The organism is Salinispora fenicalii (assembly GCF_000514815.1).
Classification (GTDB): Bacteria; Actinomycetota; Actinomycetes; order Mycobacteriales; family Micromonosporaceae; genus Micromonospora; species Micromonospora fenicalii.
This window is the reverse complement of the sequence record NZ_AZWQ01000009.1, coordinates 144,819-167,502: the sequence shown is the minus strand read 5'-3', so window position 1 is coordinate 167,502 and position 22,684 is coordinate 144,819. Positions and strand designations below refer to the sequence as shown.

Below are 22,684 nucleotides of genomic sequence, written 5' to 3'. Positions count from 1 at the left end.
CTCAGTTACCCGAGCCGGTAGCCGACTTGTCGGGGTTGAAGTTGGCGTCGGTGCGTCGCGTGTCGAACGGCTCGGTGGTCGTCGCGTACGGATCCTCACCGATTGCGGTCAGCGCCTCCTGCGTGGACCGTCCGTCCTGCTTAGCGGCGATGAACTGGTCGTACTTCTCCGGCGTGACGACCCGCAGTTCGAAGTTCATGAAAGCGTGGTAGGTGCCGCACAGCTCGGCGCAGCGGCCCACGTACGCACCCTCGCCCTCGAGCTTGGAGACCTCGAAGACGTTGCGGATGCTACCGGGGAAGACGTCACGCTTGAACAGCATCTCCGGCACCCAGAACGAGTGGATGACGTCGCGGCTGGTCTCTTCGAAGCGGATCGATCGGTCCGAGGGCAACACCAGGATCGGGATGACCTCGCTGGTGCCGAGGACCGAAGCCACCGTGTTGGCCTCCACGCCCTGGCCGTCGCGGTAGTTGAACTGCCAGTTCCACTTGAAGGCGACCACCTCGACGGTGACGTCCGGGTCCCGGGAGGTCTTCCCCACATCGGTCTGCACGATCGCCGTGTAGTAGAAGAGCACGGAGACGATCAGGATCGGGGCGATGGTGTAAAGGAACTCCATCGGCAGGTTGTAGCGAGTCTGCACCGGCAGCTCGTTGCCCCGCTTCCGGTAGCGCACCACGCACCAGAAGATGAGGCCCCACACGAACACGCCGACCGCGAGCGCCGCGATGCACGAGGCGATCCACAGGTCGTACATCCGGTTCGCCTCGGGGGTGATGCCACCCTGCGGCCAGCCGAAGCCGCCGAACGCAGCACCGACATCGCAGCCCGTGAGCAGGACCAGCAGTGCCGCTCCGCCGAGACCGAGCCCAGCCACCCGGCCGGCACCCCGCACCCGGCGCCCACCGGCTCCCGGGTAGACGCTGTGCCGTACGGCCGACGGCCGTACCTCCGAACTCCTTGCGACCACCTGGTCCTGCCTCCCTAGCGCGCCGCCGTGTCATCTGATCTGCCGGCCTCCGCCGGTGGAGCTACAACACCGGCGGCAAAGGGGTCACCGACGGTCGCAGATTACTCGACCAGGACCGGCTGGACCTGATTGGGGTGGTTGTCCGCCCCCATCGGGGTGATCACGGGACAGGGGAGGCGATAACGTGGAGTTCCGTGAACGCCTCTCCGGTCTACCTAGACGCCGCCTCCGCCGCGCCACTGCACCCCGTCGCCCGACAGGCGCTACTGGCCGCCCTGGACGACGGCTGGGCCGACCCACAACGGCTCTACGCCCAAGCACGGCGTGCGCGTCAACTCCTGGACGCGGCGCGGGAGGCCGCCGCGGCCACGCTCGGCGTCCGGCCGGACGAGCTCTCCTTCACCCCAAGCGGTACGGCGGCTGCGCACTCGGCCGTCCTCGGCGGGCTCGCCGGACGTCGGCGAGCCGGGTCCGGCCTGGTGCACTCGGCGATCGAGCACTCGGCGGTGCTGCACGCCGCCGAGCGGCACGTGGCCGGCGGCGGTACGGCGACATCAATCCCGGTCGACCGGGTCGGCCGGATCGATCTGGAGGCCTGGTCGGCGGCGGTCGGGGCGCCCGGCACCGCGCTCGCGGCCCTGATCGCCGCGAGTCACGAGGTGGGCACCGTGCAGCCGGTCACCGAAGCCGGCGCCGCCTGCGCCGCCGCCGGAGTACCGCTCTACGTTGACGCGGCACAGGTGGTCGGGCACGCGCCGGTGCCGACGGGCTGGTCGGTGCTGACCGCGAGCGCCCACAAGTGGGGCGGGCCGCCGGGAGTCGGCCTGCTGGTGGTCCGCAAGGGCACCCGCTGGGAGTCGCCGTGGCCGATGGACGAACGCGAATCGGGACGGGCCCCGGGGGTGGTGAACCTACCGGCGATCGTCGCGGCGGCAGCGAGTCTGCGCGCAGCCGCGGCCGATGCGGACGCGCGGGCGGCCCGACTCGCCCGCCTGGTGGATCGGATCCGGGCCCGGGTGGCGACCGAGGTGTCGGATGTGGAGGTGGTCGGTGATCCCGAAGATCGACTTCCGCACCTGGTGACCTTCTCCTGCCTGTACGTCGATGGTGAGGCGCTGCTACAAGCGTTGGACCGACGCGGTTTCGCCGTCTCCTCCGGGTCGTCGTGCACGTCGTCAACGCTGCGCCCGTCGCACGTGCTGGCGGCGATGGGAGTGTTGTCACACGGCAATGTTCGGGTCTCGCTGCACCAGGACACGACCGAGGCCGATGTGGAGCGGTTCCTGACCGAGCTCCCGGGGATCGTGGCCGCGTTGCGGGCCGAGGCGGGCGTGGTGGGGCTATGACGGCGCCCGAGGTGCTCGACTGCCGGGGGCAGCGCTGCCCGCTACCGGTGATCGCGGTGGCCCGCCGCCTGCCCGAGCTGCCGGTGGGCGCCCTCATCCGGGTGCTGGCCGATGATCCGGCCGCCGCGGTGGACCTACCCGCCTGGTGCCGCCTTCGAGGGCAGGAGTTCGTAGGCCGGGTGGACGGTCCCGACGGCCCGGGATTCGACGTTCGCCGCCGGCACTGATTCCCCGGGCCCGGGGAATCAGTGCCGGCGTGGGATCACGGCACCAGGTGCGGGCGGACCTCTTCGGCAGCCGCATCGCCGTACGACTCGGCGAGCCGCTTGATGAACAGGTCTCTGCGGAGCTGGTACTCCTGGGTGCCGACCGCCTCCAACACGAGGGTGGCCAGCAACGAGCCGACCTGGGCGGCCCGCTCCAGCCCGAGACCCCAGGAGAGCGCGGCAAAGAAGCCGCCCCGGAACCCGTCGCCGACTCCGGTCGGGTCAACCGCGCGGATCTCCCGGGCAATCGGCACATGGATCGGGTCGATGTCCCGCCCGGCGATCTCCACACCCTGCTTGCCCAGAGTGGTCACCCGTACCTTGACCAGGTCGAGCAGCTGCTCGTCGCTGAGGCCGGCCTTGCTCTGCAGCAGCGACTTCTCGTACTCGTTGGTCATCAGGTATTCGGCGCCCTCAACCAGCGCGACCACGTCCTCGCCCGGCATCCGGGCAAGCTGCTGGGAGGGGTCGGCCGCGAACGCGTACCCCCGCTCCCGGCACTCGGCGGAGTGGCGCAGCATCGCCTCCGGGTCGTTGGCGCCGACTAGTACCAGGTCGAGACCGCCGGCCCGCTGGGCGATCGGCTCCAGCTCGATGTTGCGCGCCTCGCTCATGGCCCCCGCGTAGAAGGAGGCGATCTGGCACATCTCGGTGTCGGTGGTGCAGACAAAGCGGGCGGTGTGGGCGATCTCGCTCACATGCACCGAGTCGCAGTCAACGCCGTGCCGCTCCAGCCAGGAACGGTAGTCGGCGAAGTCGGCACCCACCGCGCCCACCAGAACCGGGCGCAGGCCCAGCTGGCCCATGCCGAAGGCGATGTTGGCGGCCACCCCGCCCCGTCGTAGTACAAGGTCGTCCACCAGGAAGGAGAGCGACACCTTGTCGAGCTGGTCCGCGATGAACTGCTCGGCAAATCGGCCGGGGAAGCTCATCAGGTGGTCAGTCGCGATCGAGCCGGTCACGGCGATCTTCATGTCATCCCTTGGGGTGTCGGGAGCGGGGCGTCGGTCAGCCTACCGCTCCGGCTACCCCGAGGTAACCGTTCAGTTGAACCATCGGCAACTCCCGTACCAGCCGCCGGGGGCCGGTCCCGTGTTGGAGAACCGGGGCCGGCCCAGCCAGAAGGCGGTCAGCTGAACGAGTCGCCGCAGGCGCAGGAGTTCCCCGCGTTCGGGTTGTCGATCGTGAAGCCCTGCGCGTCGATACGGTCGGCGAAGTCGATGGTGGCGCCACCCAGGTACGGGGCGCTCATCCGGTCAACGACGACCTCCACGCCGTCGAAGTCGGTGACGACATCACCGTCGAGCGACCGCTCGTCGAAGAAGAGCTGGTACCGCAGGCCGGAGCAGCCACCCGGCTGCACCGCGACCCGGAGCCGCAGGTCGTCACGGCCCTCCTGCTCGATCAGAGCCTTGACCTTCTGGGCCGCGACGTCGGTGAGGATGACGGTCGTGGGGGCCTCGGTCGACTCGGTCTGCGCTGGCGTGGTCACGTGGAATCTCCCTGCACACGTAAGGTGTGGTCGTCGTGGCCAACACCGTCGGTCAACGATTCCCACTGCGGTCCGGCTTTCGATTGTAGGCCGCTTGCTACCGGGCCACCCAGGTGACGGGGGCCGCACCGGCCAGTCAGCGACTCCACTGCCGGGCCAACCGGGCCGCCAGGGCCCGCAGCCCGTCAGCCGGCTGGCTGATCGCCGCCGCAACCCCACCGTGTTCCTCCCCGCCGTAGTGCTCGACGAGGCTGTGTGCCTCGGTGACGCCCGCCGCGGCCGCCTCCCGCCGGCCCGCGCCCACCCGCCCCGCCAACACCACACACGGCACGCCCCGGTCCCGCGCCGCACCGGCCACCCCAGCGACCACCTTGCCGCGCAGGGACTGCTGGTCAAACGAGCCCTCGCCGGTGATCACCAGATCGACGGCATCCAGCGCGGTGTCCAGCCCGACCGCGTGGGCGACCAGGCCAATTCCCGAGCCGCACCGGCCGCCAAGGGCCAACACCGCCGCGCCCAGCCCGCCGGCCGCTCCGCCACCGGGCAGGGCGCCCAGGCCACTGGGGCAGCCGGACAGGTCCCGTTCGAGGACCGCGGCGAACCGCTCCAGCGCCGCGTCTAGCAGCAGCACGTCCGCCCGGTCGGCGCCCTTCTGCGGGCCGAAGACGTTGCTCGCCCCATGCACCCCGAGTAGCGGGTTGTCCACATCTGTGGCAGCGACCAGTCGGGCGGCCCGCAGCCGGGGCGCCCCGTCCAGCGCCGCGACGGCGGCCAGCGCTGCTCCCCCGTACGGCAGGGCCGCACCGACGCCGTCCAGCGATGTCACGCCGAGGGCGGCGAGCAGGCCCGCACCGGCGTCATTGGTGGCCGAGCCGCCGAGCCCGATCACCACCTCGGAAGCGCCGCACTCGATGGCAGCGGCCACCAGCAGCCCCACCCCGTACGAGGTGGTGCGCTTCGGGTCACGCTCCGCTGGGGCGAGTAGGTGCAGACCGCAGGCCTGGGCGCTCTCCACGTACCCGATGCCAGCCCGGGTCAGCAGGATCTCACCGGCCACTGGACGGCCAAGGGGGTCGACGGTCGGTACCGGCACCCGGCGGGCGTCCACCGCCCCGGCCAACACATCCAGAAACCCGGGGCCGCCGTCGGCGAGGGGATGCACGAGCAGGTCGTCGTCCGGTGCCACCGATCGCCACCCAGCGGCCACGGCGGCGGCCACCGCCGACGCCGACAGGGTGCCGGCAAACTTGTCCGGGCAAAGCAGCACACGCATGCCGAGCAGTGTGGCAGCACACACCGGCGAAAGTCGCGACGCGGCGGTGCTGTGGAACCATAGGTGGCGTGACGTCGACCTGGGTAGAACCTTCCGCCACCGCTACCGCGCTCCTCCTGCTCGGTCGGGGCAGCGATCCGGATACCGAACGGGGAGTCGAGTGTCCGGGCGAACTGCCGGCGCCGAGCGACCCCGACCTGGTGGCCCGGGCAACGGCAGCCAAGGCACAGCTGGGTGACCGGGTCTTCGTGCTGGGCCACCACTACCAGCGCGACGAGGTGATCCAGTTCGCCGATGTGACCGGCGACTCGTTCAAGCTGGCCCGGGAGGCCGCGGCCCGGCCGAACGCGGAGTACATCGTCTTCTGCGGCGTGCACTTCATGGCCGAGAGCGCCGACATCCTCACCACGGACCAGCAGCGGGTTGTCCTGCCCGACCTGGCCGCCGGTTGCTCGATGGCGGACATGGCGGCGCTTCCGCAGGTCGAAGCCGCCTGGGAGACCCTGGCCGACCTCGGCCTCACCGAAGGCACCATCCCGGTCACCTACATGAACTCCTCGGCGGACATCAAGGGCTTCGTCGGGCGCCATGGCGGTGTCGTCTGCACCTCGTCGAACGCCCAGCGGGCGTTGGAGTGGGCGTATCAGCAAGGCCAGCGGGTGCTCTTCCTCCCCGACCAGCATTTGGGCCGGAACACCGCCGTTCTGGAGCTGGGTTTCTCGCTGGACGACTGCGTGCTGTACGACCCGCACAAGCCGAACGGCGGGCTCACCGCTGGGCAGCTACGCGATGCTCGGATGATTCTGTGGCGGGGGCACTGCTCGGTCCACGGCCGGTTCACCCTCGACAGCGTCAACGACGTACGCGAGCGGGTTCCGGGCGTCAACGTGCTGGTGCACCCCGAGTGCCGGCACGAGGTGGTCCGCGCCGCTGACTTCGTCGGATCCACGGAGTACATCATCAAGACGATCGAGGCGGCCCCGGCCGGCTCGGCGTGGGCGGTGGGCACGGAGCTGAACCTGGTCCGTCGGCTGGCGCTGGCCAACCCGGACAAGCAGGTCATGTTCCTGGACCGGGCGGTCTGCTACTGCTCAACGATGAACCGCATCGACCTGCCCCATCTGGTGTGGGCGCTGGAGGAGTTGGTCGCCGGCCGGGTGGTGAACCAAATCACGGTGGATGCGGAGACCGCGCACCAGGCCCGGACGGCGCTGGACCAGATGCTCGCCCTACCGGCAACGGAGAAGCGGCCACCAAGCGGAGCACGCTAACTGTCCGTAGCAACTCTGGTGCAAAAAGTGCTAGAACGCCGATAAATACCACCAAGGGCGATCTGACCGAGTCCGCCTTCATCACAGAGGGCTATGCTGCCCTGGGCGACGACACGTGGGTGTCCCGGTCACCGACCCCTGTCACCGCGGATCGCAGGACATCCAACCCCACCGATACCCGGCACCACTCGACGCGCTGGAGGTTGCGTTGACCGATGACGTCCTGGTCGTACACGGAGGCACTCCGCTGGAAGGGCGAATTCGCGTACGCGGCGCGAAGAACCTCGTCTCCAAGGCGATGGTCGCCGCGCTGCTCGGTGATAGCCCAAGCCGGCTCTACGACCTACCAAAGATCCGCGACGTCGAGGTCGTCCGTGGCCTGCTCGGCGTGCACGGGGTCAAGGTCACTGATGGCGACGAGGACGGCACGCTGATCCTCGATCCCGCCAACGTGGAGAGCGCCAGCACCGACCAAATCAACGTGCACGCCGGTTCCAGCCGGATCCCGATCCTGTTCTGCGGGCCGCTGCTGCACCGGCTTGGCCGCGCCTTCATCCCCGACCTCGGCGGTTGCCACATCGGCCCCCGCCCGATCGACTTCCACCTCCAGGCGCTGCGCGAGTTCGGGGCGACCGTCGACAAGCAGCCGGAGGGGCTACACCTGTCGGCGCCGAACGGCCTGCACGGCACCAAGTTCGCGCTGCCCTACCCGAGCGTCGGCGCCACCGAACAGGTGCTGCTGACCGCGGTGATGGCCGAGGGCGTCACCGAGCTGCGCAACGCGGCGGTCGAGCCGGAGATCATTGACCTGATCTGCGTACTCCAGAAGATGGGCGCGATCATCAAGGTGCACACCGACCGGGTGATCGAGATCCAGGGCGTGCCGAAGCTCCACGGCTACTCACACCGCCCGATCCCGGACCGGATCGAGGCGGCCAGCTGGGCCGCTGCCGCGCTGGCCACCCGCGGCCACGTCGAGGTGCTGGGCGCCGAGCAGGCCGACATGATGACGTTCCTGAACATCTTCCGCTCGGTCGGCGGCGAGTACGAGGTCACCGATGCCCGCCCACCCCGGCTGAACGACCCTGGCCAGGAGGGCGGTATCCGATTCTGGCACCCGGGCGGGGAGCTGAAGTCGGTCGCGCTGGAGACCGACGTACACCCGGGCTTCATGACCGATTGGCAGCAGCCGCTGGTCGTGGCGCTGACCCAGGCCCGCGGCCTCTCGATCGTTCACGAAACGGTGTACGAGCAGCGACTCGGCTACACCTCGGCGCTGAACTCGATGGGCGCGAACATCCAGGTCTATCGGGACTGCCTGGGCGGCACGCCGTGTCGCTTCGGCCGGCGCAACTTCAAACACTCGGCGGTCATCGCCGGGCCGAGCAAGTTGCACGCCGCCGATCTGGTCATCCCAGACCTGCGGGCCGGGTTCAGCCACCTGATCGCGGCGCTCGCCGCCGAGGGCACCTCCCGGGTGTACGGCGTAGACCTGATCAACCGGGGTTACGAGGACTTTGAGGCGAAACTCGCCGACCTGGGTGCGCACGTCGAGCGACCGTGACCCGTACCACCCCTGGCGGCACCATCCGCTCCTGACGTCCGCGCCCGGCGCACCGCGATGTGCACCGGGCGCGGACGTTTGGCTACGCTTGCCACGTGCCCCTGTTTCGTCGTAAAGCCACTGACCTGCTCGACGAAGTCGCCAAGCCGGCGACGACCGAGGAGGAGTCCGCCGCCGCCCATCCCCGGGGCTACACGCCGGCGAAGGGGCGCGAGACACCCAAGCGGCCCAGCGTCGGGCGGCGTCCCACCAAGGCGGTTAAGTCGCTGAGCAAGGAAGAGCGACGCGAGGAACGCCGCCGGCTGCGCGCCGAATCGGCCGCGGAGTTCCGACGTGAGGGCGGCCCCCGAGACCGGGGGCCGGAACGGCTACTCGCCCGCAACGTGGTCGACTCCCGACGCACGGTGGGCACCTGGTTCTTGGGTGGCGCGCTGATCGTGCTGCTTGGCTCGAACCAGGCGATGCCGCCGGAGGTCCGGCTCGCCTCCAACATCCTGTGGGTAATGCTCGCGGTCGCCTTGATCATCGACTCGGTCCTAATCTCACGAAAGATCAAAAAGCTGGTCCGAGAGCGCTTTCCGAACACCGGGCAACGGATGGGCTCGCTCTACCTCTACGCGATCATGCGGTCGATCAGCCCTCGCCGGATGCGGGCGCCCGTACCCCGGGTCGCCATCGGCGACCCGATCTGACGGCATCCGCCGACGGGTGCCCGCTCGTCCCCTTCCGACACCTCGACCCAGCGCCCGCACGGCACCCAGCGGGGCGCTGACACCGCCGGAACCGGCCCCCGGTAGCTACGAAGACCGGTGTCCAGCTGTCCGGATGCCGAAACTCTGGTCCGGATTCGGCCCAAATTTCCGGAACATGGGATAACGTTTGGGTCCCGCGCGGGCGCCACAGTGGCGGCGACCGAGCCCACGCCGCTACCCTCCTTCCGCAGCTACACCTTGCTAGACGGAAGAAGCTACCGGCCGGCGGGTGCCCAGCGCGACAAGGTGCAACGAGGTGACAATCGCCGTGAGCGAGCGGACGCGAGCCGGTCATCGGGGCGCGCCCGAAAGCAAACGGACGCCCCCTCCAGGTCCCGCCCAACCCCCGCATGCGGGCCAGGGCGATCCCCTCCACCAGGCCGGCGATAGGGCGCGCGGATGAGTCGCGGCGGCTACGACGATCCGTGGCACCACCTCGCCGAGCCGTCCTGGATGGTCGAGCCGACCAACGAGTGGCATCCTCAGTTCCCCGGCCAGCGCTACCCCGGCGACATCGGTATCGAGCACACCCAGCCGCCCGCCCCGCGCGGGCGAGCTGCCGTTGTCGGCCGGGCCACAGTGCCCCCGCTGGCGCCGACCCGTCCCGACGGGACCTACACCGGTCGCTCCTGGAAGGAACAGGACGACCCCCGCGCCCACTACGACGAGGAACTGCGCCGCCAACGGCCCGGCGAGGCGCCCCGGGTGGCCGACCGAGGCCGATGGCCAGAGCCGCGCGATTTCCGCGAGGGCGACCCCGGCTGGGAACGGAACCGCCACCACACCGGCTCCGGGAACGGTCAGTTCGCCCGCTCGGACGGGTACGACGACCGGAGTCCATGGCACAAGCCCGGGGGGCGAAACCAGCCGGTCTCCCCCGCCCGGCATCCAGAACCGGGCTGGATACCCGAACCGGACGAGGAGCGGCCCCAGGGACGTGACCGCCATGCCCTTGGTCGAGACGCCGGAGGCCCTTCACCTCGGACCCGCTACCCGTGGGGACGATCGCCCGATGCCGAACATGGTCGGCCCGGCGCACCACCGGAGAGCAGCGGTGGGCGCCTGCGGCCGGACGGGCACCAGGCGAACCGGGATGGGCGCGTCGACCCATTCCCACGACGGCACTCGGGCGGCCCCGACCCTTCGGCTGGCCGTGCTCGCCCGACCGGACCCGGTCCCTCGGCCGAGCACGGCACCGTCCACCCGCACCGCGACGGGGCACCCGGACCGGTACAGCACCCCGATCGGCAACCGCACCCCCACCGTCGGCCCGACACCGGACGCCCCTGGCCCCCACCCCAGCCAGGCCTGAACCAGGAGAGCCCCCGGCGCGGCGAACCACACGGCCCGCATCTCCCGCCACCCCACCGACCGCCGCAGGGCGGTCCCTCGACGAGCACGTCGGCGCCCCCGTACGGCCGACCGGTGTCCGGCACGCCCAGCCGACCGGTATCCGGCACGCCCAGCCGACCGGTATCCGGCGCACCCAGCCGACCGGTATCCGGCGGCGCCGGGACGGCCCCGTCACCCCACCCGCACCTGGACCGTCCGGTCACCGGCGCACCTCCCGGACCGACGCCGACCTCTCCTGAGGCGGCCGGACCAGCACCAACGATCGGTGCACCGCAGCCGCGGCGGTATGTTCCGCCACCTACCGAGCCCGCCAGGCCGGCGCCAGGCACGAGCGGGCCAAACGCCTGGTTCGGAACGGCTACCACCCCCGCCGAGCCAACCCCGCCCGCCGAGCCGCTCGCGCCCTCCGCCGAGCCAACCCCGCCCAGCCCCGACGCACCGCCGCCGAGCGCCGTACCCGACCGGCCCGACGACGCGCCAGCCGCCGCGGCACCACCCTCGGCGGAGCCAGCCAGTGACGCGTCCGAGTACGCGGAAGCCGCCAGCACCCCCGCGGCGGAAGCGGAACCCGTCAGCATCGCGCCGGAGGAGACCGAGCCAGCCGGCGCCCCACCGGCCGCCGCTATTGGCGTCCTCGACAGCAGCGACGAAGCCTCGGACGAGGATCCAGCCCCGATAGCGGACGGTGCCCCGACCGAAAGCCCAGCACCAGCCGACGCCGACCTGGAACGGGCACCCGAGGCGGGACCCATTCCCACCGCCGAGCTCACCTCGGATTCGGAGACCGCGACGCCACCGGTCGCGGCGGACCGGAACTCGGAGCCGGACCCGGAGCCGGGACCCAAGCCGGAGCCGGGACCCAAGCCGGAGCCGGGACCGGAGACCGCGGTGACGCCGGTGCCGGCGGACCCGACGGCGGTGGACCCGACGGCGGGCGCACCGGAACCGGAACCGGCCCAGGTGCTCCCCGCGCCGCCCACGCCGCAACCGGATGCCGGCCCAGCGGCGGCGGCAGAGGCGGCCCTGTCCAGAACGGAAGCGGCGGAAGGCCCCACACCGGAGACGGCAGCCACTGCCGCGCCGGAGCCGGAACCGGAGCCAGGACCGGAACCGGACCCGGCAGCCACTGCCGCGCCGGAACCGGAACCGGAACCGGAGCCAGGACCGGAGCCGGACCCGGCAGCCGCTCCCCCACCGGACCCGGCAGCCGCTCCCGCACCGGTTCCGCCCACTGCGGACCGGAGCGACCCACCGGATGCCGCGGACGTTGACGACACCGCCCCACCGGGCGACCCCGAGCGGGTGCTGGCCAACCATCCCTGGCGACTGGACCCGGCCACGCTCCGGGAGGTCATCCCCGAGCCCGAACAGTTCCGGAGTCTCCGACACCGGCTAACCGAGAAGCTCGACACAGCCCTGGACAATCGATCCCGGGCCCGGCTGCTCAGTCTGCGGGCCGTGGCGTCCCGGGCGGCTGGCGACCTTGACGACGCACTGGCGGACGGCCGACTGGCCCTGACCTACGCGGAGGCCACCGGCGAGTTGCGACGGACCGCTCTCGCGCAGGCCCGGCTGGCACACGTACTGCGATGGCGGGGCGAGTACGACGAAGCCGACCGCCTCTTGGCCAAGGCGAACTCGCCGGAACTGCCCGACCGGCTACGGGCGGCGCTACACGAGCATGCTGGGCGGTGCTGCGTTGACCAAGGTCGCCTGATCGAGGCCTGTCTGCACTTCGAGCGGGCGTTGGATCTACGCGGCAGCGCCGATGCGGAGCTGCTGGACCGGGTACGGATGAGTCTGGACGCGGTCGCCGATCGGGCCGCCAAGTCCGGCTTCGGGCCGTACCCCCGCAGCAGGACAGAGTTGCTGGAGCCGGAACAATCACCGGTGCCGGCGCGCGATGGTGATCTCTTGGGATACGCCAACCCGAACGGTGACCTGGTCATCGCGGCAGAGTACGCGGAGGCACAGCCGTTCCGAGAGGGCCTGGCTTGGGCTCGCCGCCCGGACGACCAACGGTGGTCGCTGCTCGATCGAGCTGGCAGCATCGTGTTGACGGCATCCTGGCTGGTGGTCCGCCCATTCGCCGATGGGCTGGCCTGGGTGTCCCAGGGCGAGCCCGGCGGCTGGCGTGCGATTGACCCGCAGGGCGAGGTCGTGGTACCACCGGGCTTCGCCGACGTGCGCCCGTTCCGACACGGGATCGCCGTGGTCCGGCGGGAGGGGTGGGGCGCGGTGGACCGCGCCGGCCGGCTGGTGGTACCGACCCGCTACCACGGTTTCGCCACCATGCTCGTTGCCGGTGGGCAGGTGGATGGCTTCACCGAGGATGGGCTGGCCGTCGTTGACCTGGCCGGGCGGTACGGCGTGGTGGACCGGACCGGCCGGGTAGTCGTGCCGCCGGTGCACCCGGCGTTGGTGGTGCACCCTGTGGCCTACCTGGTAGCCACCACCGCCGGCCGGTGGGGGGCGTTGGATCGGCAGGGTAGGCCGCTGATTGAGCCGAGACACCTCGACCAGGCCGAGGTGCTCGCCGAAATCGAACAGCTACTCACCGATGCGGTACCACTGCTCTGACCTGGTCGGACACTGCAAGGGCGGCCCGCAAGGACTCCCCGGCCGACCCTGCAGTACACCAGGTCGACGAGCAGAGCCGTGCCCTTCGTGGGCGACGTGCTATCCAGCTAAGGTCAGGGAATGGAATTCCGACACCTGGGCCGTTCCGGCCTGATGGTCAGCGAGATCTCATACGGAAACTGGATCACCCACGGCTCCCAGGTTGAGGAGGAGTCGGCCTTCGCCTGTGTCCGGGCCGCGCTGGACGCCGGTATCACCACCTTCGACACCGCGGACGCGTACGCGGGCACCCGCGCGGAAGAGGTCCTCGGTCGGGCGCTACAGAACGAACGGCGTTCCGGGTTCGAGCTGTTCACGAAGGTGTTCTGGCCGACCGGGCCGAGTCACAACAACCGGGGCCTGTCCCGCAAGCACATCATGGAGTCGATCGACGGCTCGCTGCGCCGGCTGGGCACCGACTATGTCGACCTCTACCAGGCGCACCGGTATGACCACAGCACCCCGATCGAAGAGACGATGGAGGCGTTCGCCGACGTTGTCCGCGCGGGGAAGGCCCTCTACATCGGGGTCTCCGAGTGGACGGCGACGCAGCTGCGCCAGGCTCACCCGCTCGCCCGTGAGCTGCGGATTCCACTGATCTCCAACCAACCGCAGTACTCGATGCTCTGGCGGGTCATCGAGGCCGAGGTGGTGCCGGCCAGCGAGGAGTTGGGCATCGGTCAGATCGTCTGGTCCCCGATGGCCCAGGGTGTGCTGACCGGCAAGTACCAGCCGGGCCATCCCCCACCGGCGGGCTCCCGGGCCACCGACGAGAAGTCCGGGGCGAACTTCATCGCCAAGTGGCTCAGCGACGACGTGCTGACCCGGGTGCAGCAGCTCAAGCCGCTCGCCGAGCAGGCGGGGCTGAGCATGGCCCAGCTCGCCATCGCCTGGGTGCTGCAGAACCCGAACGTCTCCTCGGCGATCATCGGTGCCTCCCGCCCCGAGCAGGTGCACGACAACGTCAAGGCGGCCGGCGTACGGCTCGACGCCGACCTGCTGAAGGCGATCGACGACATCATCGAGCCGATCGTCGAGCGGGACCCGGCCCGGACCGAGTCCCCCGCGCGGCGGCCCTGACCCGCCCACGTGGTGGGCCGGCCAGGAAGTCCGGCCCACCACGTGCGGGAGAACTGTCCACCGCCGTGCGGGAGGACCGGCGGTACGGCCGTGCGGGAGGACCGGCGGTACGGCGCGGGTTCAGCCCTGCCAGAAGCGGACCAGATCCAGGCCGAGCCCGTACAGGCCCGGCGGTAGGCCTAGCGCGTCGCCGACGGCGAAGACCGTCCCGAAGAACCAGCCGTTGATCCGGGGGTTCCACAGCAGCGCGAAGAGCAGAAGAAAGCCGTACGGCGCGAAGAGGTCGTACACCCGCCGGTACGGCGGGGAGAGCCATGGCTGGATCATGTTGCCACCGTCCAGGCCCGGCACCGGAAGCAGGTTGAGCAGGCTCGCCGTGAGTTGGAGGAAGGCGAGCAGTGCCACCGCAGCCCAGAACTGCACCGGCCCGCCGCCGCTCGCCGCCAGCCGGACCGCGATGACCAGCACCAGCGTGAACACCACGTTCGTGGCCGGGCCGGCGAGGCTGACCAGGGTGTGCCGGAGCCGCCCCGGGATGGCATGCCGGTCCACCCAGACCGCGCCGCCGGGCAGGCCGATACCGCCGAGCAGCACCACCAGCACCGGCAGTGCGATCGACAGCAGCGGATGGCTGTACTTCAGTGGGTTGAGGGTGAGGTAACCCTGGTGCGCGACGCTGCGGTCACCGGCCCGGAACGCCACCAGCGCGTGCGCGTACTCGTGCAGGCAGAGTGAGACCAGCCAGCCGGATACAACGAAGAGGAAGACGTTGACCCGGATGTTGCCGCTTTCCTGCCAGGTCAGGACTCCGCTGAGCACGAAGAGTGCCACCAGCCCGAGGAAGACCGGGCTGGGGCGGAACGCTGCCCGGGGCACGCCCAACACCAGCGGCCCGCCTCCAGCGCGGTCTCCGGCCATCACTCCGCCGGTGGTTGCAGACTCATCCGGTACTCCACGCGGTCGTCCTCGACAAGCAGGACCGCGATCACGCCGGCCGCCGCGAGTTCCCGCCAGGTCTGGCCGATCCAGGACTCGGCGTCCGCCTGGCTACTGAACGACTCGACCGGCCCCGACGCCGGTTCGCCGTTCTCGCCCTCGTACTGCCAGCTCCACGCCATCTGCGTGTCTCCCCTCGCCGCTGATCTCCCGCCAGCCTAGTCCGCCGCGCCGCCGACGGCTGCACGTCCGGCCCAGTCATGATCGTTACGGGGCTAATGTGAGCAGCTCCGGGAGGAGCGGGGCGGCAGGCGGACGGGCACCGGGCGGCCTTAAGGTACGGGCATGTCCATTGACGGGTGGAACACGGTCCTGGTGCTCGGCGGAATCCGGTCGGGAAAGTCCGAGTTCGCCGAGGCCCTGGTAGCCGATGCGCCGACGGTCCGGTATCTGGCCACTGCCGCCGACACCAGCGCCGACGAGGAGTGGTCGACCCGCCTCGAAGCTCACCGCGCCCGCCGGCCGACGACGTGGACCACGGAGGAGACCGCGGGGAAGCCACGCCGGCTGGTGGAGCTGCTAGCCGCCGCTCAGCCCGCCGAGACGCTGCTCGTTGACGACGTCGGTGGCTGGGTGACAGCTCTCCTCGACCCCGCCCACCAACCCGTCGACACCACGGCCACCATCGCCGAGCTGGCCGCGGCGGTCCGCTCCTGCCCCGCCCGGGTGGTGCTGGTGAGCGCCGAGGTCGGCCTCTCGCTGGTGCCGACGACCCCGCTCGGCCGCGCCTTCACCGACGCGCTCGGCACCGCCAACCGGGCAATCGCCGACGCGGTTGACACGGTCGTCCTGGTGGTCGCCGGCCAGCCCAGCTGGCTCAAACCGCCCCCGCCGACCCGCCCGGCCGCCGTCCCGGCACAGGTCACGCCGGCCGCCGTCGGCAGCAGAGCCGCTACCGGCGCGGCCCCCGCACCGACACCGCTACCGCAGGTGCTGACCGCGAGCGCCCTGCCCGCACCGGCCGCACTCACCACCGGTGACGGCACCCCCTGGTTGACGCCGCCGATGGCCGCAACCGACCTGACCATCGAGCCGGGCCTGGAGCTGCCCATGCCCGACGAGGACGCCGGCTCGCAGGCCGTGCAGCGGGTGGCCACCCGGGACCTGCCCGGCGCTGGCTTCGGCGGGCTCACCCAGCTGGTCGAGTTCGCCGCCGCCACCCAGGGCACTGCACAGCCCACCCCCTGGGCCAGCACCCGGGTGCTGCTGGTGCATGGCGATCACGCGGGCGGCGCCGCCGCCGGAACCGCCTCCGGCGACTCCGCCCGCCGGGCTCAGGAGGCCCGGGACGGCCAGGGCGCGTGGGCCCGCCTCGCCGCGGAGGCCGGGGCCGAGCTGCAGGTGGTTGACGCCCCCGCCGCAGACCCGATCGAGACCGACCCGGCGCTCCCCCTCCACCAGGTCGAGGCGGCGTTGCAGCTCGGCTGGCGGCTCGCCGACCAGGCCGCGGACGCGGGCGTACGGCTGCTGGTGTTAGGGGCCTGCGGCGCCGGTACCGACGCCGCCGCGGCAGCGGTGCTCGCCGCCACGGCCGGCGCCGAACCACCCGCCGTACTCGCCCGGGTGCGCACCGACGCGGGCGAGTACGACGACGCCGCGTGGATGGTCCGCTGCGCGGCCGTCCGGGATGGGCTACACCGCAGCCGCCACTCGTCCCGCGAGCCCAAGGAGATCCTCGCCGAGGTGGGCGGCGGTGACATCGCGGTCGCAACCGGCGTGCTGCTCGGCGCTGCCGCGCGGCGGCTACCGGTGCTCCTGGACGGGCCGGTCGGGGTTGCGGCCGGCCTGGTCAGCCGCGACCTGGCCGGGCCGGCCCGGCACTGGTGCCTGCTCGCCGACCACGGCGGGCACCCCGGCGTTCAACTCGCCGCCGACGTGCTCGGCCTCACTCCCCTGCTGGATCTGCGGCTGGACGTGGGCGAGGGCGGGAACGCACTGGTGGCGCTGCCGCTGTTGCGGTCGGCGCTGGCCTTGGCCGCGGCGCTGCCGGCGCACCCGTCGCTACGGGTCGAGTCGGACGAGGCCACGCCGGACGAGGCCGAGTTGACGACGGAGCCGGCAGCCGCCGGAGCAACGACGAACGAACCAGACGAGACGAAGCCGGCGACGAAGGAGCCAGAGCCGGCGACGGAGCAACCGGAGCCGGCAACGCCGAGGGAGAACGAGCCGGACTTCCGCGAGCCAGAACCGGCCGGACCGGGGCCCACCAGCACCGATCCGGAGTCCACGCCGCTGGATTCATCCGGCTGGCGTGCCGGCTGAACCGCGCCTGGCCGCCGGTGCCCGGCTGGCGCTGACCACCTTCACCACGTTGCCGGTGCGGGCCGGCCGGATCGACCGGGCCGTGGCCGGTACCGCGATGGCCCTGGCCCCGGCCGTCGGCGCGCTGCTCGGCGCCCTCCTCACTGGAGTGCTGCTACTCACCGGCGGCTTCGCGCCGCCACTGGTAGCCGCCGGCGTCACGGTCGGTGCCGGCGCACTGCTGACCCGGGGGCTGCACCTCGACGGGCTCGCCGACACCGTGGACGCACTCGGCTCGTACCGGCGCGGGTCGGCCGCGCTAGAGGTCATGAAGAAGCCGGATGTCGGCCCGTTCGGGGTCACCGCGCTGGTGGTCGTCCTCCTGGTGCAGGCTGCGGTGCTCGCGGAGCTGGCCGAATGGTCAACGCCGACCATGCTGGCGGCGGTGGTGACCGCCACCGCTGCCGGCCGACTCGGAGTAGCGGTGGCCTGCTGGCGAGGAGTGCCGGCGGCCCGACCGGACGGGCTGGGAGCCCTGGTCGCCGGGACCGTCGGGCCAGGCGCCATCGCCACCGGGACCGCCGCGCTGGCGCTGCTAGCGCTCGCCGCCGTGCCGGACCGTCCGTGGCAGGGACCACTCGTCGTCGTCGCCGCCCTCGCCGCCGCGATCTGGCTGCTCCGGCACGTGATACGCCGCCTCGGTGGGATCACCGGTGACGTGCTCGGTGCCACCGTCGAGGTGGTCACCACCCTTGTCTACCTGGGACTGGTCTTGTCCGGCTGAGCTCCACCCACGCCGCCGGGTAGCGTTGCGCACGACAACACCGGCACGGCCATCCGGGAGACCCCATGCTCATCACGGACGACTTCCTGCCCGTACCGGTCCCGGAATCGCTGAACGCGACCTACCTGGTGCCGATGGCTGGGTTGCCGAAGGTGGGCACGAAGACCGCGGTGCAGCAGCTCACCGGGCGACTCGCCGAGCCGGTGCACGCCCTCGCCCGGCAGATGTTGGACAGCCCGCTGATGAGCGTGGACACCCGGCCGATCCACGAGTTCCCCGAGCTGCCGCCGGACCTGCTCACCGCCTTCGGCGCGACCGAGGCCCAGCTGTCCCGGCTGGCGGCGGCGACCCACCTGGTCGTGGTGCAGGCCGAGTACCGGCCCGGCTGGCCGCCGGCGCACGAGTGGGCGGCGCGGGCGGTGGCGGCGGCGGTCGCCGACACGGCCGGCGGCGACGTGGTGGATGTCTTCGGGCTCCAGTTCCTCGACCCGATGACGGCGCTGCGATCCCTGCCGGACGAGCAGGGCCGGATCCGGCTGGTCGACTGGGTACTGGTGCCGTACTCGTCCGACGCCGACGGGCTCTGGTTCACCACGAAGGGGCTACGCCGGTTCGGGCTGCTGGAGCTACAGGCGCAGGGGGTGCCGGACCACCTGACCCGGGCCTGGGGCGCGGTAATGACCGGCACGGCACGGCGGCTGCTGCGGGCGTGGACCGACGGCCTGGACGGCGAGGAGCTGCCTGCGTTCGTGCAGCTACCCGTACTGGCCACGGTCACCGGAGGAGACATCGCGGTGGCGTACGGCAACCCGGAACAGCATGGGGCCACCGCCCCGGTGCTGCTTCGGCTGGAGCTGGACCCGGCGACGGACCCGGAGGCGGATTCGTTCCTCACCCTGCGGCCGCCGGCCGGCTACTCCGGGCCGGACAGCCGCTACTACACCTCGGCCTGTGAAACCCTCTTCACCGGCATCGCGCCGGACGTGCGCTACACCCGCTCCGGTGACGCGATGAGCCAGGCGATCGCCACCGCCCGCGCTTCCCTGGACGAGATCCGCGCCCGCTTCCTCGCCGGGGCGCTACCACCGGAGACGCAGCTGGTGGTGAAGTACGGACTTCCCGGGGAGGACGGCCCGGAGTACGTGTGGGCCGGGGTCACCTCCTGGACAACGCCGGAGCGGATCGAGGGTGCCAGTGCCAGCGACGCCAACACGGATCCGACCGTACGGATCGGCTCCGCAGTGGTGGTGGAGGCGACCGACGTGGTCGACTGGGCAGTCCTGGATGGCACCGGGGTCCGCGAAGGCGGCTGGACCCAGGCCGTCCTGGATGCCGGCGAACGCCCCGCCCCGCCGGTCTGATCCGCGCCCGCGCTAACCGGGAGCGAGCTACCGCACCGAGGGATCAACGAACGGCGGGCGAACCAGGGTCATCGCTGCCCGGCGTCCCCGAATGTCGACCTCGAGCTCAGCCCCGTCGGCCAGGGCCGGCTCGGTGTCGATCAGGGCCAGGGCGATGCCCTGCTTCCGGGTCGGGCTGAACGTGCCGCTGGTGACCGTGCCGACCGACGTCTCACCGTGGTAGACGACCATGCCGGGACGCGGGATGGCCCGATCGACCGCCACCAGACCGCGCAGCCGACGCCGGGGGCCGGCGGCCTTCTCCGCGAGCAGTGCCGCCCGCCCCCAGAAGGCGGGCTTGTCCCAGCCGACCGCCCAACCCGAGCGGCCCTGCACCGGGGTGATCTCCAGCGAGATGTCCTGCCCGTGCAGCGGATAGCCCATCTCGGTACGCAGGGTGTCCCGGGCGGCCAGGCCGCACGCCTGCAGCTGCTCATCGGCGGCGAAGAGCGCGTCCCAGACGCCGCCGGCGTCCGCGGCGGGCAGGATCAGTTCGTAACCCAGCTCGCCGGTGTAGCCGGTGCGGCACACGGTCAGGTTGGCCCCGGCCAGCGTGCCCTCCGCGAAGCTCATGTAGCCGTGCTCCGTGGGCAGGCCCAGCGCGCCGAGCAGGTCCGCCGAGCGCGGGCCTTGCACCGCGAGGACCGCGTACGCCTCATGCTCGTCACTGATCGTGACCGTCGGTGGCGCGGCGGCCCGCAGCCGGCGCACCACCTCGGCGGTGTTCGCGGCGTTGGGGATCAGGAGAACGTGGTCGTCGGCGTACAGGTAGGCGATGATGTCGTCGACCACACCACCGGTGGCATCGTCGCAGCAGAGGGTGTACTGCGCCCGGCCCGGCCCGATCCGGGCCAGGTCGTTGCTGAGGCAGGTGTTGACGAACTCCGCCGCCCCCGCGCCGGTGACCCGCGCCTTGCCCAGGTGCGACACGTCGAAGACGCCAACCGCGTCGCGGACCGCCGAATGCTCCTTGCGAACCCCGCCCCCAGCGTACTCAAGCGGCATCTCCCACCCGCCGAAGAGGGCAAACTTGGCGCCGGCAGCGACGTGCCGGTCGTGCAGCGGAGAGCGGCGCAGCCGGGCGTCAGCGGAGCCAGAGGTCACGTCGGTCATGGGTGGCAACTTACCGGCACCGCCCCGGCTGGTTAGCATCGGCGGGACCCGCCGGCACCACTGGCGGGACAGCCCTGGTCAACGGCGGGTACGTCCGCCGGAGACCTTCATCGCTGGTACGCGACGACGCGACCAGCCCGGCCTGCCCGGAGTAGCTTCAGTGACATCGCCCACTATTTCCCTCAGCCTCGTCGACACCGACCCCGCCGAGCTCGCCGTTGACGCGATCGTCATCGGCGTGCACAGCCAGCCCGGAGAGCCGGCCGGCACCCTGCTGCTGGCCAGCGGCGCGGAGAGCATCGCCGCGGCCTTCGATGGAAAACTGACCGAGACGCTGGCGTTGCTCGGCGCAACCGGAGGCCCGGGCGAGGTGATCAAGCTCGCCACGCTCGGCACGGTTACCGCTCCGGTGATCGCCGCGGTGGGCCTCGGACCGGAGCCGACCGGAGCCGCCCCCGCCCCGGAGAGTCTGCGCCGGGCGGCCGGTGCCGCGGTGCGGGCCCTGGCCGGCTCGGCCCGAGTCGCGCTGGCCCTGCCGCTGCCGGACGACGCCGACGCACCAGCCGCGCTGCGCGCGGTCTCCGAGGGAGGCCTGCTGGGCGGCTACCGGTTCGCCGGTTACAAGACCCGCCCGCAGCCGGCCCGACGGGAGCCGGTTGCGGAGGTGCTGGTCGCGGTCCCCGACGCGGGTGACGCCGCCGCCGTGGCCGAGGTAGCCCGGGCGCAGGCGGTGGCCAACGCGGTCCGGTCCTCCCGGGACTGGGTCAATGCCGCCCCCAACGAGCTGCGCCCGCCCGCCTTCGCCGACTCCGTGGCAACCGCCGCCCGCGCAGCTGGGCTGGAGGTGGAGGTGCTCGACGAGGTCGCCCTGCGCGAGGGCGGCTACGGGGGCATCACCGCCGTCGGGCAGGGGTCGCAGGCTCCGCCGCGGCTGGTGCGGATCAGCTACACCCCGGCTGGCGGCGGCAACGGCAAGCGGGTCGCCCTGGTCGGCAAGGGCATCACCTTCGACAGCGGCGGTGTCTCGATCAAGCCGTCGCAGGGTATGTGGGAGATGAAGGCCGACATGGCCGGCGCCGGCGCCGTCGCCGGCGCGATGCTGGCGGTCGCGGAGCTTGCGCCCGCCGTGTCGGTGACCGCGTACGTGCCGATGGCGGAGAACATGCCCTCCGGTACGGCGTACCGGCCGGGCGACGTCATCACGATGTTCGACGGCAAGCGGGTTGAGGTGCTCAACACCGACGCCGAGGGGCGGATGATCCTCGCCGACGCGATCGCCCGGGCCTGCACGGACGGCTGCGACTACCTCCTGGAGACCTCCACGCTCACCGGCGGCCAGGTGGTCGCGCTGGGCAAGAAGGTGGCCGGTGTGATGGGCACGCCGGAGCTGTGCGAGCGGGTTCGGACCGCCGGCGAGGCGGTCGGCGAGCCGACCTGGCCGATGCCGCTGCCGGAGGACGTGCGCAAGGGCATGGACTCCGAGATCGCCGACATCTCCCAGGTCAACGCGGGGATGGACCGGGCGGGTCACATGCTCCAGGGCGGTGTCTTCCTGCGTGAGTTCGTCGCCGAGGAGGTCGCCTGGGCGCACATCGACATCGCCGGCCCCGGCTACCACTCGGGCGAGCCGACGGGCTACTGGACCAAGGGCGGCACCGGGGTGCCCGTCCGCACCCTGCTGCACCTGATCGAGGACATCGCCAGCCAGGGCTGATGTGTCAGCCGGGCCCTCGTACCCGCCGGACGGGTGCGAGGGCCCGGCGCACCCGTCCGGCGAGTCGGTGCGGGCTCAGAACAGTTCGGGGCGACGCTTGCGGCGCTCGTTGTAGTCGCGCATCCGCTGCGGGTAGCCCATCAGACTCACGTCGTAGACCGGGATGCCCAGCCGGTGGGCGAAGCGACGCGCGCCTACCGGGCCGTCGATCCGGCGGCGAGTCCACTCTCCGTCGTCGGCGATCAGCATGACCGTGGTCTCGGTGACGGTCGTCCGGGGCTCGATGTACGCCTCGACTCCCCGCCGGGTCCGCACGAAGTTTTCCAGGTGGTTCAGGTCGCCCCGGTCAGCACCGCGATCCGGACTGACCGGACGCGCCTTCTTCCGTCGGAACAGTCCCACCGGCCGTCTCCCCACACCCGCACCATCGAAGCCGATGCCAAGGGT

20 protein-coding genes are annotated in these 22,684 nt (G+C 71.7%); 12 read left to right on the top strand and 8 right to left on the bottom strand.

The genetic code is table 11. From position 1 onward, the window contains the following. Window position 1: 1 nt before the first annotated feature. The gene (gene ctaC / locus B116_RS0102330; RefSeq protein WP_026321559.1) at window positions 2-973 is read right to left on the bottom strand and encodes an aa3-type cytochrome oxidase subunit II; all 972 of its coding nucleotides are present in this window, start codon (window positions 971-973) and stop codon (window positions 2-4) included. A gap of 194 nt (window positions 974-1,167) precedes the next feature. Here ctaC and B116_RS0102325 point away from each other — a divergent pair, with 194 nt between their 5' ends. Next, window positions 1,168-2,319, top strand: a complete 1,152-nt coding sequence (locus B116_RS0102325; RefSeq protein ID WP_027659105.1) for a cysteine desulfurase family protein — start codon at window positions 1,168-1,170, stop codon at window positions 2,317-2,319. Next, entirely contained in the window at window positions 2,316-2,546 is a 231-nt protein-coding gene (locus tag B116_RS0102320; protein ID WP_018721439.1) for a sulfurtransferase TusA family protein, read from the top strand. The genes B116_RS0102325 and B116_RS0102320 overlap by 4 nt, the downstream gene beginning before the upstream one ends. 35 nt (window positions 2,547-2,581) lie before the next feature. Here the strand turns inward: B116_RS0102320 and B116_RS0102315 are convergent, their stop codons facing one another. From B116_RS0102315 to B116_RS0102305, 3 genes are all read right to left on the bottom strand, one after another. Continuing rightward, on the bottom strand, window positions 2,582-3,559 hold the full coding sequence (locus B116_RS0102315; protein ID WP_018721438.1) for a carbohydrate kinase family protein: 978 nt from the start codon (window positions 3,557-3,559) through the stop codon (window positions 2,582-2,584). 155 nt (window positions 3,560-3,714) lie between these two features. Beyond that, window positions 3,715-4,077, bottom strand: coding sequence for an iron-sulfur cluster insertion protein ErpA (gene erpA / locus B116_RS0102310; RefSeq protein ID WP_018216456.1), 363 nt, complete (start codon window positions 4,075-4,077; stop codon window positions 3,715-3,717). Window positions 4,078-4,213: 136 nt separating this feature from the next. Continuing rightward, window positions 4,214-5,350: a glycerate kinase family protein gene (locus tag B116_RS0102305; RefSeq protein WP_018721437.1), complete on the bottom strand. Its 1,137-nt coding sequence runs from the start codon at window positions 5,348-5,350 to the stop codon at window positions 4,214-4,216. Between the two features lie 68 nt (window positions 5,351-5,418). Between B116_RS0102305 and nadA the strand changes: the two genes are divergently transcribed. The 6 genes from nadA to B116_RS0102280 all read left to right on the top strand — a co-directional run bounded on the left by nadA (window position 5,419) and on the right by B116_RS0102280 (window position 13,989). Then, complete coding sequence (gene nadA, locus B116_RS0102300; RefSeq protein ID WP_027659104.1) at window positions 5,419-6,621, top strand: quinolinate synthase NadA; 1,203 nt, start codon at window positions 5,419-5,421, stop codon at window positions 6,619-6,621. 115 nt (window positions 6,622-6,736) lie between these two features. After that, a complete protein-coding gene (gene murA / locus B116_RS0102295) occupies window positions 6,737-8,185 on the top strand; it encodes a UDP-N-acetylglucosamine 1-carboxyvinyltransferase (protein WP_018721435.1) in 1,449 nt (482 codons plus the stop codon). A 95-nt stretch (window positions 8,186-8,280) separates the two neighbouring features. Next, on the top strand, window positions 8,281-8,877 hold the full coding sequence (locus tag B116_RS0102290) for a DUF3043 domain-containing protein (RefSeq protein WP_027659103.1): 597 nt from the start codon (window positions 8,281-8,283) through the stop codon (window positions 8,875-8,877). A 997-nt stretch (window positions 8,878-9,874) separates the two neighbouring features. Beyond that, window positions 9,875-10,249, top strand: coding sequence for a hypothetical protein (locus B116_RS28050; RefSeq protein WP_223874496.1), 375 nt, complete (start codon window positions 9,875-9,877; stop codon window positions 10,247-10,249). A gap of 113 nt (window positions 10,250-10,362) precedes the next feature. After that, the gene (locus B116_RS0102285; protein ID WP_223874495.1) at window positions 10,363-12,870 is read left to right on the top strand and encodes a WG repeat-containing protein; all 2,508 of its coding nucleotides are present in this window, start codon (window positions 10,363-10,365) and stop codon (window positions 12,868-12,870) included. A gap of 120 nt (window positions 12,871-12,990) precedes the next feature. Then, window positions 12,991-13,989 (top strand): aldo/keto reductase family protein, encoded by a 999-nt coding sequence (locus B116_RS0102280; protein WP_018721432.1) that lies wholly within the window; start codon window positions 12,991-12,993, stop codon window positions 13,987-13,989. A 120-nt stretch (window positions 13,990-14,109) separates the two neighbouring features. On the opposite strand, the gene B116_RS0102275 is transcribed toward B116_RS0102280, so the two are convergent. Beyond that, window positions 14,110-14,907, bottom strand: coding sequence for a site-2 protease family protein (locus B116_RS0102275; RefSeq protein ID WP_027659101.1), 798 nt, complete (start codon window positions 14,905-14,907; stop codon window positions 14,110-14,112). Continuing rightward, window positions 14,907-15,107 (bottom strand): hypothetical protein, encoded by a 201-nt coding sequence (locus tag B116_RS0102270; RefSeq protein WP_018721430.1) that lies wholly within the window; start codon window positions 15,105-15,107, stop codon window positions 14,907-14,909. The genes B116_RS0102275 and B116_RS0102270 overlap by 1 nt, the downstream gene beginning before the upstream one ends. Window positions 15,108-15,270: 163 nt before the next feature. On the opposite strand from B116_RS0102270, the gene B116_RS0102265 reads away from it, so the two are divergent. From B116_RS0102265 to B116_RS0102255, 3 genes are all read left to right on the top strand, one after another. Further along, the gene (locus B116_RS0102265) at window positions 15,271-17,247 is read left to right on the top strand and encodes a bifunctional adenosylcobinamide kinase/adenosylcobinamide-phosphate guanylyltransferase (protein ID WP_027659100.1); all 1,977 of its coding nucleotides are present in this window, start codon (window positions 15,271-15,273) and stop codon (window positions 17,245-17,247) included. After that, complete coding sequence (locus tag B116_RS0102260) at window positions 17,237-18,010, top strand: adenosylcobinamide-GDP ribazoletransferase (protein WP_018721428.1); 774 nt, start codon at window positions 17,237-17,239, stop codon at window positions 18,008-18,010. Before B116_RS0102265 ends, B116_RS0102260 begins: the two co-directional genes overlap by 11 nt. 65 nt (window positions 18,011-18,075) lie before the next feature. Continuing rightward, window positions 18,076-19,371 (top strand): DUF2314 domain-containing protein, encoded by a 1,296-nt coding sequence (locus B116_RS0102255; protein ID WP_027659099.1) that lies wholly within the window; start codon window positions 18,076-18,078, stop codon window positions 19,369-19,371. 27 nt (window positions 19,372-19,398) lie between these two features. On the opposite strand, the gene gcvT is transcribed toward B116_RS0102255, so the two are convergent. Next, a complete protein-coding gene (gene gcvT / locus B116_RS0102250) occupies window positions 19,399-20,523 on the bottom strand; it encodes a glycine cleavage system aminomethyltransferase GcvT (RefSeq protein ID WP_027659098.1) in 1,125 nt (374 codons plus the stop codon). A gap of 160 nt (window positions 20,524-20,683) precedes the next feature. Here gcvT and B116_RS0102245 point away from each other — a divergent pair, with 160 nt between their 5' ends. Continuing rightward, window positions 20,684-22,237, top strand: coding sequence for a leucyl aminopeptidase (locus B116_RS0102245; protein WP_018721425.1), 1,554 nt, complete (start codon window positions 20,684-20,686; stop codon window positions 22,235-22,237). 75 nt (window positions 22,238-22,312) lie between these two features. Here the strand turns inward: B116_RS0102245 and B116_RS0102240 are convergent, their stop codons facing one another. Next, on the bottom strand, window positions 22,313-22,639 hold the full coding sequence (locus B116_RS0102240) for a hypothetical protein (RefSeq protein WP_018721424.1): 327 nt from the start codon (window positions 22,637-22,639) through the stop codon (window positions 22,313-22,315). Between the last annotated feature and the right edge of the window lie 45 nt (window positions 22,640-22,684).